13 protein-coding genes and 1 tRNA gene are annotated in these 12,127 nt (G+C 69.6%); 6 read left to right on the top strand and 8 right to left on the bottom strand.

Features of this window, described 5'->3' with window-relative positions:
• Positions 1 to 30 precede the first annotated feature (30 nt).
• The gene (locus ACQ1RG_RS04755) at positions 31 to 477 is read left to right on the top strand and encodes a MarR family winged helix-turn-helix transcriptional regulator (protein ID WP_063248770.1); all 447 of its coding nucleotides are present in this window, start codon (positions 31 to 33) and stop codon (positions 475 to 477) included.
• A gap of 25 nt (positions 478 to 502) precedes the next feature.
• Here ACQ1RG_RS04755 and ACQ1RG_RS04750 read toward each other — a convergent pair whose 3' ends face one another.
• Together ACQ1RG_RS04750 and ACQ1RG_RS04745 are read right to left on the bottom strand one after the other, a co-directional pair.
• Positions 503 to 970, bottom strand: coding sequence for a VanZ family protein (locus tag ACQ1RG_RS04750; RefSeq protein ID WP_205772186.1), 468 nt, complete (start codon positions 968 to 970; stop codon positions 503 to 505).
• Positions 971 to 1,061: 91 nt separating this feature from the next.
• Positions 1,062 to 1,619 (bottom strand): TetR/AcrR family transcriptional regulator, encoded by a 558-nt coding sequence (locus ACQ1RG_RS04745; RefSeq protein ID WP_063248772.1) that lies wholly within the window; start codon positions 1,617 to 1,619, stop codon positions 1,062 to 1,064.
• A 199-nt stretch (positions 1,620 to 1,818) separates the two neighbouring features.
• Here ACQ1RG_RS04745 and ACQ1RG_RS04740 point away from each other — a divergent pair, with 199 nt between their 5' ends.
• Both ACQ1RG_RS04740 and ACQ1RG_RS04735 read left to right on the top strand, forming a co-directional pair.
• The gene (locus ACQ1RG_RS04740; protein WP_240388921.1) at positions 1,819 to 2,037 is read left to right on the top strand and encodes a hypothetical protein; all 219 of its coding nucleotides are present in this window, start codon (positions 1,819 to 1,821) and stop codon (positions 2,035 to 2,037) included.
• Positions 2,038 to 2,097: 60 nt separating this feature from the next.
• Positions 2,098 to 2,271, top strand: a complete 174-nt coding sequence (locus ACQ1RG_RS04735; RefSeq protein WP_240388922.1) for a DUF1772 domain-containing protein — start codon at positions 2,098 to 2,100, stop codon at positions 2,269 to 2,271.
• A gap of 49 nt (positions 2,272 to 2,320) precedes the next feature.
• Here ACQ1RG_RS04735 and ACQ1RG_RS04730 read toward each other — a convergent pair whose 3' ends face one another.
• The 5 genes from ACQ1RG_RS04730 to ACQ1RG_RS04710 form a co-directional block, all read right to left on the bottom strand.
• The gene (locus ACQ1RG_RS04730; RefSeq protein WP_009379806.1) at positions 2,321 to 3,406 is read right to left on the bottom strand and encodes an NAD(P)-dependent alcohol dehydrogenase; all 1,086 of its coding nucleotides are present in this window, start codon (positions 3,404 to 3,406) and stop codon (positions 2,321 to 2,323) included.
• 94 nt (positions 3,407 to 3,500) lie between these two features.
• Positions 3,501 to 5,324: a bifunctional 3'-5' exonuclease/DNA polymerase gene (locus ACQ1RG_RS04725; protein WP_009379807.1), complete on the bottom strand. Its 1,824-nt coding sequence runs from the start codon at positions 5,322 to 5,324 to the stop codon at positions 3,501 to 3,503.
• A gap of 41 nt (positions 5,325 to 5,365) precedes the next feature.
• A complete protein-coding gene (locus tag ACQ1RG_RS04720) occupies positions 5,366 to 6,595 on the bottom strand; it encodes a hypothetical protein (protein WP_430600598.1) in 1,230 nt (409 codons plus the stop codon).
• 116 nt (positions 6,596 to 6,711) lie between these two features.
• Complete coding sequence (locus tag ACQ1RG_RS04715) at positions 6,712 to 7,182, bottom strand: DUF1772 domain-containing protein (protein WP_063248776.1); 471 nt, start codon at positions 7,180 to 7,182, stop codon at positions 6,712 to 6,714.
• Complete coding sequence (locus tag ACQ1RG_RS04710) at positions 7,179 to 8,072, bottom strand: NmrA family NAD(P)-binding protein (RefSeq protein ID WP_131248227.1); 894 nt, start codon at positions 8,070 to 8,072, stop codon at positions 7,179 to 7,181. The genes ACQ1RG_RS04715 and ACQ1RG_RS04710 overlap by 4 nt, the downstream gene beginning before the upstream one ends.
• Before the next feature lie 203 nt (positions 8,073 to 8,275).
• Between ACQ1RG_RS04710 and ACQ1RG_RS04705 the strand changes: the two genes are divergently transcribed.
• The 3 genes from ACQ1RG_RS04705 to ACQ1RG_RS04695 all read left to right on the top strand — a co-directional run bounded on the left by ACQ1RG_RS04705 (position 8,276) and on the right by ACQ1RG_RS04695 (position 11,566).
• Complete coding sequence (locus tag ACQ1RG_RS04705) at positions 8,276 to 9,307, top strand: cupin domain-containing protein (protein WP_131248228.1); 1,032 nt, start codon at positions 8,276 to 8,278, stop codon at positions 9,305 to 9,307.
• 116 nt (positions 9,308 to 9,423) lie between these two features.
• Complete coding sequence (locus ACQ1RG_RS04700) at positions 9,424 to 10,242, top strand: hypothetical protein (protein ID WP_063248777.1); 819 nt, start codon at positions 9,424 to 9,426, stop codon at positions 10,240 to 10,242.
• 193 nt (positions 10,243 to 10,435) lie between these two features.
• Positions 10,436 to 11,566 (top strand): IS1249 family transposase, encoded by a 1,131-nt coding sequence (locus ACQ1RG_RS04695; protein WP_144589524.1) that lies wholly within the window; start codon positions 10,436 to 10,438, stop codon positions 11,564 to 11,566.
• 82 nt (positions 11,567 to 11,648) lie between these two features.
• On the opposite strand, the gene ACQ1RG_RS04690 is transcribed toward ACQ1RG_RS04695, so the two are convergent.
• Positions 11,649 to 11,735, bottom strand: a tRNA-Leu gene (locus ACQ1RG_RS04690).
• Positions 11,736 to 12,127 lie beyond the last annotated feature (392 nt).

Raw genomic sequence — 12,127 nt, 5'->3', positions numbered from 1 at the left:
GACACTGCGAATGTATGTCAGAATATTGACATGAGTCAAGAGTCTCCGCGCCTCGAATCGAAGATCGGGTATCAGCTCAAGCACCTGCAGTCCCTGCTGCGCGCGCACATGGACGACGTCCTGCGTCCGCTTGAGCTCTCCATTCCCCAGTACGCGTGCCTCGAACTGCTCCAGCGGACTCCCGGGGCGTCGAATTCGGATCTCGCCCGCGGCGCGTTCGTCACCCGGCAGGCGATGAATACGCTCCTGCGCGGGCTCCAGGACCGCGGGCTCGTCACCCGTCCGGAGACGGTCGACACGGGCCGGTCGCGTCCGACGACTCTGACACCCGCGGGCGAGGACCTCCTCGCTCAGGCGGTCGTGCGCGTCGAGGAAGTCGAGGCGCTCATGGTCAGCGGACTCGATCCGCAGGCCAGGCGACGCCTCGGCGAGGCTCTCGATCGGTGCATCGATTCGTTCGAGGGCGCCAAGGGCTGACCTCTGCGACATGAGTCAGCTCGGCTCACCGCACCGCGAATTCGGCGGGCTCCCTTTCGACGCGCTTGGGCAGGAGGAGCATGACGAGGAGCGCGAGCGCGGCTCCGAGCCCGGCGCCGAGCGTGTTCGTCACGAGGTCGCTGATCGTCCCGAAGCGCGTCGGGGAGAGCAGGGTGAGCTGCGTGGCCTCGATGAGGCAGGTGAACGCGGCACCGGCCACCCAGCCGATCCACCAGCGCCGCACGCCGAGCTGGAATGCGAGCAGAAACCCGAAGGGCACGAAGAGTCCGACATTCGCAAGCATCTCCACCCGCTCGTAGCTCAGCCACTCCGTCGCCTCATGGGAGGCGAAGAAGGCGAGCAGGCGGGCGATCGGTGACCCCGGCGACGTGTCGAGCTGCTGCGGGGTGAGGGTGATGAGGGCGATAAACGCGGTGTAGAGGATGAGCAGGCCCATAGGAACCGTGCGCACGCGCTGCCTATAGCCTCTCATCCCCGTCAGAGTACGGGCCGATCCTGAGACGGACCGGTGACCGGGCGGGCCTCTGGGTCCGGTCCGCCCCGGCGCATGACGGCACGAGGCCTCACGCGAAGCGCGCGCTGAGGTCGGCGACCCGCCGAGCCCGGTCCGCGGTCTTCATCCGTCCGGCGCGCTCGAGCAGGCTCATCCCATGCAGGGCACCCCAGAAGACCTCGGTCGCGGTGTCCTCGCCGATGACGTCGGCAAGCACCGTGAAGGTGTCCCTGAGCTCGGGTTCGTTGTCCGCTTCGGCGAAGCGCGCGCCGATCGGCTCGGCGAACATCGCCTCGTAGACGGCGGGGTGCGCGTCGGCGAAATCGAGGTAGGCGTGGGCGAGCGCCTCGACGACCCCACGCGAATCGGGTCTAGCTTCAGCGCCCGCCGTCTCGATCGCCGCCTGGCACCGCTGCCGCAGGTCGGTGAACCCGTCGAGGGCGACGGTGCGCATGATCTCGGCCTTGCCTCCGGGGAAGTGGCCGTAGAGGACGGGCTGCGAATAGCCGATCGCCTCGGCGAGGCGCCGAGTCGTCACCGCCGACCAGCCTGAGGAGTCCGCGCTTGTGCGGGCGGCCGCGAGGATCGCGGCACGCCGCTCGTCGAGTCGTGTCTGTCTGTCCGTCACCGCCAGCCTCCCTCGATTCCCTTGCGCCGCTGTCCGTCCCGCCCTACTCTAGCAATGATAGAATTCCTAGCATTGCTAGATTGTGAGCATGGCTCGATCGAAGGCGCCGAAGAACACTCGAGGCAGCACACGAGCGCGAACCCGAACCAGCACACGCGATCACACCAGCACCAGCACATGTCACTGGAAGGACCGCACCGTGGACGTCATTCTCGGAATCCTCGCGACGACGATCGTCGGCATCATGGTCGGCGTCGAGCTCGCCGTCGCCGTCGTCGTCAATCCGATCACCCTGCGCCTGCCCGCCGGCCCGTCGCTGACGGCCCGAGCCGACGGTGCCCGCATGCTCGGGGCGGTGATGCCCGTGTGGTACATCGCCTCGCTCGCGCTCACGGGCGCGTTCGCGGCGCTGACCTGAGGCTCGGCATCGGCGTGGACGGCCGGTCTCGCCGCTGTGCTCCTCGCCGGCAGCGTCATCATGTCTGTGGCCCTGCTCGTCCCGATCAACAACCGCACCCGGACGTGGAGCGCCGAGTCCCATCCCGCGGACTGGCGGGAGCAGGTCGGGCGGTGGGACCGGCTCCACATCGTCCGCGTCGCCGTCATCGTCGCCGCCTTCGCCCTCCTCGCGTCGGCGGCGACGCTGCTCTGATCGGCGCTGAAGGCTCTGACCGGCACTCCGGCGCCGAAGCGCCCCAGCCTCAGAGTGCGGGTTCCACCTCGGCGTCGTTCAGCGTCGCAATGTCGATGACGGCGCGGAAGTAGACCTCACCGGCGACGACACGGTCGTAGGTCGAATCCGCCTCGGTGATGCCGATCGTCTCGATCTGGGCGGCGATGCCGTGCTCGGCACAGAAGTCGAGCATCTCCTGGGTCTCGGCGATGCCGCCGATGTTCGACCCGGCGAGCACCTTGCCGCCGCCGATGAGCGAACCGAAGGAGAGCTCCTGCTTCTCCGGCGGGAGGCCGACGACGGCCATGACCCCGCGCGGAGCGAGGAGCCGCAGGTACTTATCGACGGGGATGTCCGCGCTGATCGTGTTGAGGATGAGGTCGAACTCGCCGCGGTGGTCGGAAAAGAAGTCCTCCTCCGCTGTCGAGAGCATCCGCGTGGCCCCGAGGTCGATCGCGAGCTGCTCCTTCTTCAGACTCCGGGAGAGCACGGTGACCTCGGCGCCCATCGCCGCGGCGATCTGCACACCCATGTGCCCGAGTCCGCCGAGCCCGAGGACCGCGACCTTCTTCGGCGCCCCGTCCTTGAGCTCGCCGGCACCCCAGCGGTGAAGCGGCGAGTAGGTCGTGATGCCCGCGCACAGCAGCGGGGCGGCGACGTCGAAGTCGAGGCTCTCGGGGATGCGGAGCACGAAGCGCTCGTTGACGACGACCTTCTCCGCGTAGCCGCCCTGCGTGATCGTGCCGTCGACGTCGGTCGAGTTGTACGTGCCGACATTGCCGCGCAGGCAGTTCTGTTCCTGATCGGCGAGGCATTCGGCGCATTCGCCGCACGAGTTGACGAGGCAACCCACGCCGACGCGGTCGCCGACCTTCCACTCGGTGACCTCGGATCCGACGGCGGAGACGACGCCGGCGATCTCGTGGCCGACGGTGAGCGGGAAGCTCGCCTCGCCCCACTCGTTGCGGATCGTGTGGATGTCGCTGTGGCAGATGCCCGCCGCCTTGATGTCGATGACGACGTCGTCGGGGCGCGGGTCGCGGCGGTCGATCTCGGCGACGCGGAACGGCTGATCAGGTCCGGTTTTCTGCAGTGCCTTGACGGTGATCGACATGGGTTCCTCCAGTGCTCGAGACAGGGGTTCGTGCGGACTCCGCACACACTACATCCTGCCGCTGACATGTCCCCCTGCGTCAAGGCCCGTGGCCCTACTTCGCCGCCGCCCGTTCCCCGATCGTGAGGTCGAGGGGGAAATCGACGGGGGCACCGGAGAAGAGGAGCCTGCCCGCCGAGGCAGCCGCCTCCCGGATCGCGTCCGCTGCGGCATCCGCGTGCGCCTCCGGGGCATGGACGATGACCTCGTCGTGGAGGAAGAAGACGAGGTGGGCGCGTCGTGAGAAGGCCGGACCCGAGGCGGTCGCGGGCGAATCGTCGATCTCCGGCAGTGCGGCCAGGCGCTGCCGGAGGTCGGCCAGCCACGCGAGCGCCCATTCGGCTGCGGTGCCCTGGACGACGAAGTTGCGGGTGAAGCGCCCCTGGTCGCCGGCGGCCCGGCGTGCGCGGTTCTCATCGGCGGTGGTCGCATCGACCTGGTCGGCCCGGGACTGGACCCGGCGCCAGCCTTCACCGGGCTCCGGGGAGGTCCGCCCGAGCCACGTCGTCACCACTCCCCCGGTCCGTCCCGCCTCGGCGGCGGAGTCGACGAGATGCATCGCCGCGGGGAAGGACTGGCGCAGTCGGGGCACGAGGCGCCCGGCTTCCCCGGTCGTCGACCCGTACATCGCGCCGAGGACGGCGATCTTCGCCTCCTGCCGCGTGGCGACGATGCCCTCGTCGACGAGACCGGAGTAGAGGTCGCGGCCGGACCCGGCCTCGGCCATCGCCCGGTCGCCGGACATCGCGGCGAGCGCCCGGGGTTCGAGCTGGGCGACGTCGGCGGAGATGAGCCGCCACCCGGGATCGGCGCGCAGCGCAGGGCGCAGCTGGCGCGGGATCTGCAGTGCCCCGCCGCCGCTCGCCGCCCACCGGCCGGTGACGACGCCGCCGGGGACGTAGACGGGACGGTAGCGGCCCTCGGCCACCCACTCGGCGAGCCAGTGCCAGCCGTTGGCCGAGAGCAGCCGTGCCATCCGCTTGTAGCGGAGCAGCGGTTCGATCGCCGGGTGGTCGGATTCGGCGAGCTCCCACTTCGCCGTCGAGGACACGTTGATCCCGGCGTTGCGCAGGGCAGTGAGCAGTCGGGTCGGGGAGTCAAGACTCACCCGCGAGTCGTCGAGGGCGGTGCGGACCTCCTCGGCGGCGGCGAGCATCTTCGCAGGCTTCGCCCCGGCGGCGGGCCTCGGACCGAGGAGGTCCTCGAGGATCCGCTCGTGCTCGGTCACGTCCCAGGGCACGCCGGCCGCGTGCATCTCCGCGGCGACGAGGCCGCCCGCGGACTCCGCGGCGAGGAGGAGCCGCAGCCGCCCTGGGTCGGTCGCCGTCTCGAGCGCCGCCTGCTGGCGGGCGAATTCGGTGAGCGCGGCGTCGATGCCGTGCGGGACCTCCTTCGGGCGTCCGCGACCTCCCGCGACGTCGAAGAGGGTCTCGGCCTGTCCGACGGCGGGTGCCGTGACGGGCCCCGCGTCCCATTCGTCTGCCGCGGTGAGTGCCGAGCGGTCGGTGACGAGGGAGGATCGGGCGAGGATCGCATGGGCGAGCCGGAGGTCATGGGCGCGGTCGATGCGCACCCCTGCCGCGAGGAGCGCCGGATACCACTTCGGGGTGTCGCTGACGACCCACCTCGGCGGTGGCGTCGACCGTCCGTCTGACAAGGAGGCCGCCCCCTCAGGGGCTCCCGACCCAGCACCGCCCTCACGGTCGCGGACGAGGTCGGGCAGGGCCGCCTCGGCGAGGGTCGTCCTCCCGATCTCCTCACCGTCCGGTCCGAGGTCGACGACCGTGACCCGGTGGTCGCGCATCATGGGCGCGTCCGCCTCCGATTCCGCGCGCCCGAGCACCGTCCACGCGGGAGTCGGCGCGGTCTCGGAGGGCATAGACCCACCCTACTGGGCGGCCCTGACGCGGCGAGACCGTCTCAGGCTGGCGGGAGGAGCACCGCGGTCCCCGAGGTGCCAGAGACGATGATGAGGCCGGACTCGATGCGCAGCTCCGAGTACCCCAGCGGCCATTCACCGACCTCGGCACCCGTCTCGTCGAGGAGGACAAGGCCGTCGGGTCCCCGGTCGAAGAGGAGCAGCGAGCCGTCGGCGCTCACTCCCAGGAGTCCGATGATGCTGCCCGGAAGGTCCTCGATCTCACCGGTCTGCGTGAAGTCGCGCTGCCGTTCGTCCTGGAAGAGGGCGGGCGTCCCGGCGGCGCTCACGCCGACGACGGCACCCGCCTTCCGATGGTCGGCGATGGGGAAGGTCACCCCGTCGCGGGGAGACGGGACGAACGGGTACTGCGAGACGCCCTTCGTCCGGTCGATCTCGTTGCCGCGCAGGTCGAAGTACGCGTACTCGGGGTCGGTCTCCTGGACGTTCTCCACATATCCGTCGCTTGCCCACGTGATCTCTGAGGCGTCGGGCACCGGCTTCGAGAGGACGTTCTCCCCGGCCGCCATGTCGATGACCGACACCCGGTTCACCGACACCTGGGTGACGCCGAGGTGATCGTCGCCGAGCACGGTCACCTCGGCACCCGAGGCGATGGGCTGACGCCAGACCTCGTCGCCGCGCTCCCCGCTGGTTCCCAGCTCGAGGCCGACGACGTCGTTGCTGTCGGTCTGGACGACGACGCCGGCACCCGCCCAGGCCAACGGGCGGACGCTCGAGACCTCGGCCCCCAACCCCAGTGCCTGCCGTTCGGTTCCCGTCGCCGGGTCGAAGAGGCTCCAGGCTCGCTTCGCGCTCAGCCACTGCGTCCCGACGACGACACTCGCCGAGGCGGCGGCCGGGACCGTCGACTCCGGATTCTCCGGCAGCAGAGCTCCCCGCCCGCAGGTCGCATCGTCGATCTCCCAGAGGATCCCCCCGCCGCGCAGCTGTCTGCCCATCACCGTCGCGCCACCGCCGATGCCTCGTTCGACTTCGACGACCACATCGTCGGTCACGGCGCAGACCTCGTTCGGCGTCGCGTACTGGTCAACGAACCCGGCCGCGTACGCATCGTCGAGCCACGTGCCCGCATCGCCGTGCGGGGTCAGCTGCAGATCCGCCTCGGGCGGCAGGTCCGGATCATTCGGATCGGGAGTGCAGGCGGAGAGCACGAGGAGTGCGACGGCAAGCGCGGTGATCGTGCAGACAGTGGGACGACTCGAGGACATGGAAGCGAATCTATCCCCGAATCCGCTCTCAGAGCTTCCGGCGCTGTTCCGATTCCGGCACAGAGTCGATTCCGGCACAAATCCTGGTCCGGAACAGCGCTGCTTCCGGCGCAGCCTCACCCGAGTGCGAGGGCGAGCGCGAACCCGAGTGCGGCGACGACGCTGGCCCAGCACCGGATGAGGTTCCAGCGGTTCCACCTCGCCTCGAAGCCCGTGCGCGCAGCCGCGCAGTCAGCGGCGGTCTCGATCCTCGCTCGGACGAGTCGGGTGTTGAGCGGGACGTTGACCGTCATCGTGATGATGAGGGAGCCCAGCGACCCGGCAGCCCCGACCCAGAGGAGCGGCACGGTGCCCGTTTCGACCGAGCCGACCACCGCGGCGGCGAGCGCCGTGAGCGGGGCCCCGAAGAAGACGACGAGGAACGAGGGCCCGAGGATCGCCTCGTTGACGGCGCGGAATCCGCGGACGAACTCCTCGTCGCTCAGCCGGCGGTAGGCCGGGGAGACCGCGCAGACGAACGCGAAGAGGAGTCCCGCGAGGAGTCCGTTGAGGACGACCGCCGAGGCGGCGAGCAGTGCCGTGGTCATGACCGTTCCCCTGCCCCGGGATCCGTCCCGCCCGCGCCGAGGAGTCCCGCGATCGTCTCCTCGATCGTCGTGGTCACCGTGACCGACCGGTCCCCGCGCGGGGCGAGGAGTCCCGCCTCGTCGGCGCGGTAGAGCTCAGCGAGGCTCTCGGCGACGTGCGGACGGAAGCCTGCCTCGGTCAGGGCACCCGCCCACGCGGGGGCGGGAACGAGGTCGACGGTGAGCTCACGGCCGAGACCGCGCCCGAGCACCTCGGCGACCTCCTGTTCGGACCGGGTGGGCCCGATGACGTCGACGGTCTCGCTCGTCTCCGGCGGCTCGAGCAGCGCCCGGGCGGCGGCCGCACCGAGGTCGCGGGTCGCGACCATGGGCACGGGCACCTCGGCGGAGGAGGCGAAGACGGGGTAGAGCCCGGTGGCCCGGGCGAGGTCGATGACGTCGGCGACCTTCTCCTGGAAGTGCCCCGAGCGCAGTGCGGTGAGCCTCGTTCCGGTCGCCCGCAGCGCCTCCTCGAGGCGGTGGAGTCCCGTGATCGGGCCCGTGCCCGTCGTCAGGTCAGCGCCTCCTGAGGAGAGCATGACGACATGGGGCACGGCTGCCCGGGCCACGGCTGCGGCGATGGAGGCGATGAGCCGGTCGGCGTGGGCGTCGAGGTCGTCGGCACCGAGGTCGAACGGGAGCAGGGCGAAGAACCCCGCGGCTCCGTTCAGCGCAGCAGCCACACCCTCCTCGTCGTCGAGGGCGGTGACGACCGCCTCGGCGCCGGCCTCCTCCCACACGGCCGCGTCGGTGTCCTGGCGGACGATGACGCGGACCTCGGCCCCTGCCGCGAGCAGGGCCCTCGCGGTGGCCGATCCGACGCGTCCCGTTGCTCCTGCGATGACGTACATGGTCTCTCCCCTTCTGCTCTGTGGCTGCTCCGTGGCTGCTCGTCCGCTCTGCGAACCGTTCAGCCTGCACCTCTGACGCTACTGAGCACCTCTCGGTCGATCCATGCCCGAACGACCGCACTTCTTGCTCGATCGTCCGAGAACCGCAGACGATCGGTGGGATCGTGTGCGACGATGCGGTCATGGCGACAGGCCCCAGCAGAATGGACACAGTCCCCCGGAGCACCGGCACCGTGCCCACGCCGGGAGGTGCGGACGACCGGCTCGCGCGCGCGCTCGCGAACCTGCGGATGCGGTCGACGTTCTACTGCCATGCCGAGTTCGGGGACCCGTGGTCGCTCGAGATGCCCGCGATCCCCGATTCGCTGAGCTTCCACGTCCTCATCGCCGGCACATGCTGGCTCCGTCTGCCGGGGGCAGGCTCCAACGGATCCACCCTCGTCGAACTCGCCGCCGGTGATCTCGCCCTTGTCCCGCACGGGGCCGGCCATGACCTCCTCAGCGACCCCGATTCCCCGCGCGGACCCCGCGTCGACCTGCTCCCCCAGGACTACCTCAGTGAGAGCTACTCCCGCCTGCGCTACGGCGGACCGGGGAGGACCACGACGCTCATCTGCGGGGTCGTCGCCTTCGACGATCCGGCCGCACGCGAACTCATGCGGGCCCTTCCGCCCGTCCTCCACGTCGGCGGGGACTCGGCCGCCGTCGCCTCCTCGGTGCGCGAGACCCTGCGACTCATCGCTGCCGAACTCGCCCACCCGCAGCCGGGCGCGGAGACCGTGGCGACCCGGCTCGCCGACGTCCTCGTCGTCCAGGCGATCCGCTCGTGGATGAACTCCGACGCCGAGGCGAGCGCCGGGTGGCTGCGCTCCCTCCAGGACGAGCGCATCGGCCGGGTCATCGAGGCCATCCATGCATGCCCGGGCCACGAGTGGACGCTCGAGCGGCTCGCCAGGGTCGCCGGGATGTCCCGGTCGTCGCTGTCAGCGCGGTTCGCCGAGCTCGTCGGCGAGGCCCCGATCGCCTACCTCACCCGCTGGCGGATGAGCATCGCCGAGTCCCGCCTGCGCGAGACCGACGTCACCGCGGCCCGCCTCGCCGGAGAGCTCGGCTACCGTTCGGAGGCCGCATTCAGCCGCGCCTTCACCCGCGCGAACGGCCGCACCCCCGGTTCCGTGCGGAGGGAGAGCGCTGCGCACAGGCGGAGCGCTGAGCAGAACGCGAGGCCCCGGTGACCTGAGCCGAGCGCCCGGTGACCTGAGCCGCAGAACCGCAGCCGAATGACCCGAACCGCTGCGAATTCACCGAATCGTAGCATTTGCGCAGGCCGGAGCGGTGCGAAGATGCAGGCATGGACACTTCGCAGCAACGACCCACTGCGAGTCACCGCAGCCGACTGATCCTCGGCGCGAGCCTCGCCTTCGTCATCGGCGCGACGATCATGATCCTCCTCCACGAGACCGGTCACGCGGTCATGGGTGCCCTGCTCGGCTACCACCCGCAGCAGCTGCCGTTCGGAGTCGACTACACCCCGGCGCCGCCGCCGGAGCCCCACGTCCTCACCCTCCTCGCCGGCCCCGTCTTCAGCTTCGTCACCGGTGTCATCGGGGTCATCGTCGATCGCGCACTGACACCGTTCCGGAACCGTCCGTTCTGGCGTCTCGTGTGGCTGTGGACGATCTTCACGAGCATCCAGGAGGGTCTCGGCTACCTCCAGGTCACCGCCCTCATGCCCGCCGGCGACACCGCGCAGGCCTTCACCCTGCTCGGTCTGCCTCCCGGCGCCTTCATCGCCGCCACGGTCATCGGCTGGCTGGGCCTGCCGCTCACGGCGTGGGCGTTCGCCGCCCCGATCCGCGAGCTCGCCGCCAGCGACCGTGATCGCACGGCGATGGCCGTGTGGGCGTGGCTGCTCGGCACCGGCGTGCTGCTCGCCCTCATGGCGCTCTACGTCGTCCTCAGCCCCATCGACGACTCCGGCGCCGTCACCGCGGTCCTCGCCGGGGCCGCAGCGATCGGCGTGTTCGCGCCGGTGTCGATGATGTTCCGTCCCGGGGCCGGTGCGGAGACCGCCCCGCAGTTCCGGTGGCCCCACCTCGGCGGGTTCGTCCTCCTCGCGGTCCTCGTCGCCGTCAACCTCGTCCTCACCCGCGGGTGGTTCTGGCCCTGATTCGGCCGGCACTGATCCCGGCGGCCCGGACCGTGTGCCCCTGGCCCGGGTGATCCGGACACGCGAAGAGGGGCTATAGGACAGAAAGTGTGTCTCGGATCAGGCTCGTGCCCAGCAATCCCAACGGCAATACCCGGTTTGCTTAGCTGATCGGGCTTAGCATCGATGGGGTGCTTGCAATCGACGTACATGCGTGATCTGTCAAACAAGGCTGAAGAAGAACGGCACGACCAGTGCTGGTACACCGAGGTACCGGTGCCCGAACTGCGGGGCCAGCAGCACCGGTACACGGGCCGTATCGACACGAAGAACCGAGCTGCGGGTCTTCCTCGACTGGCTACTCGGTCCCGCACCACAGACGGCTGTCGATCACTTCGGGTCGACCCGAACCTTCCGCCGCCGCACTCAATGGTGCTGGCGAATCGCCCCGACCGTGTCAGCGACTGGGGAGATCCATGACCAGATCATGCTCGATGGCACCTATTTCAACGGGTGGTGCGTCCTCATCGCCTACACCGGGGAGAAGGTCATTCACTGGCAGTGGTGTGATCGGGAGAAGACCGCGTCCTGGACGGCGTTGATCGCCCGTATCCCTGCCCCGAGATACGCCGTCGTCGATGGCAACGGTCCTTTGACCACTGTGATCGAGACGCTGTGGCCAGATACCCGCATCCAACGGTGTTTCTTCCATATCCGGCAGGCCGGACACCGGCACCTGACCCGGAATCCGAGCTTGCCGGCCAACCAGGAACTGTTGCGCCTGTACCAGGCGCTGCCGCGGGTTGACTCCCGCGATCAAGCAGCAGCGTGGTTGGCGGCGTTCGCGTCGTGGGAGGCGAAGTGGTCAAGGTTCCTCAAACACCGCACCAGGGCCAAAGACGCTGGTGCGAGGCCGGCGCATGTCCGTCGTGGACAGTCGTGGTGGTACACGCATCTGCGGACCCGTCGAGCGTATTTCTTCCTCTCACGGATCATCGCGAAAGGACACTTGTTCACCTGGTTGGATGCCGCTGACGAGGGTATCGAGCTCGCGCGGACGACGAACGCGTTAGAAGGCGGGATCAATGCGGGCATCAAAGGACTGCTGCGGGCACACCGCGGGTTGAGTGAGGGGCATGCCCGGCGTGGGGTGGACTGGTTCCTCTTCGAGAGGTCTCATCAGGCCGGGACGGGGTGGTCCTTGGTCGGGCCGGAGCATTGGGCACCGCCGAAGCGTGTGCGTGCTCCTCGTGAGGAGCCGATCGGACCGGTGGAGTACGGGACAGGGTTCTCGTGGGAAGACGGCATCGGCATCCAGAAGGGGTGGGGAGGACGACGCGGGTGACGCGCCCGGAAAAGACACACTTTCTGTCCTATAACCCGCGAAGAGCCCCTCACCGGAATCCCGATGAGGGGCTCTCGTCCGCTGGTGCGCGAGGGGGGACTTGAACCCCCACGACCTTGCGATCACTGGCACCTGAAGCCAGCGCGTCTACCAATTCCGCCACTCGCGCGAACAAGAGAAGACTCTATCATCGCGGGCGACCGATCCGGAAACCCGCAGAGGCTCGGAACGGGCCGAACGTGGCGACCTTCACATTTCACTCCCTCCGTGAGACCCCACAGGAGCCCGGCCCGACCCCTGCATTCCGCGCACCGGCGGGTGAGCGCGGGTCCCTGTGACCTCCTCGGCGGGCGTCGCATCCTTCCTCATCGACCGATCAGTCACCTCGGTGCTCTCAGGTGCCGTCCCGCCCGTCCTGCCAGGCTGAACGCACACGGTGAATCCTCGCCGAGGTGGGTCCCTCTCGCGCTTCGAACGTGAGTTGAGGCCGCCTCCGCGTTAGGATTGGGTGTTGGTGTACCCGAAACGGCGCCCGCCGTCGGAGCAGGGCACGCCCGTACA

This window comes from Brevibacterium sp. K72 (assembly GCF_050562175.1).
Lineage (GTDB): Bacteria > Actinomycetota > Actinomycetes > Actinomycetales > Brevibacteriaceae > Brevibacterium > Brevibacterium casei.
Note: the sequence above shows the minus strand (reverse complement) of the source record. Positions and strands in the feature narration are given on the sequence as shown.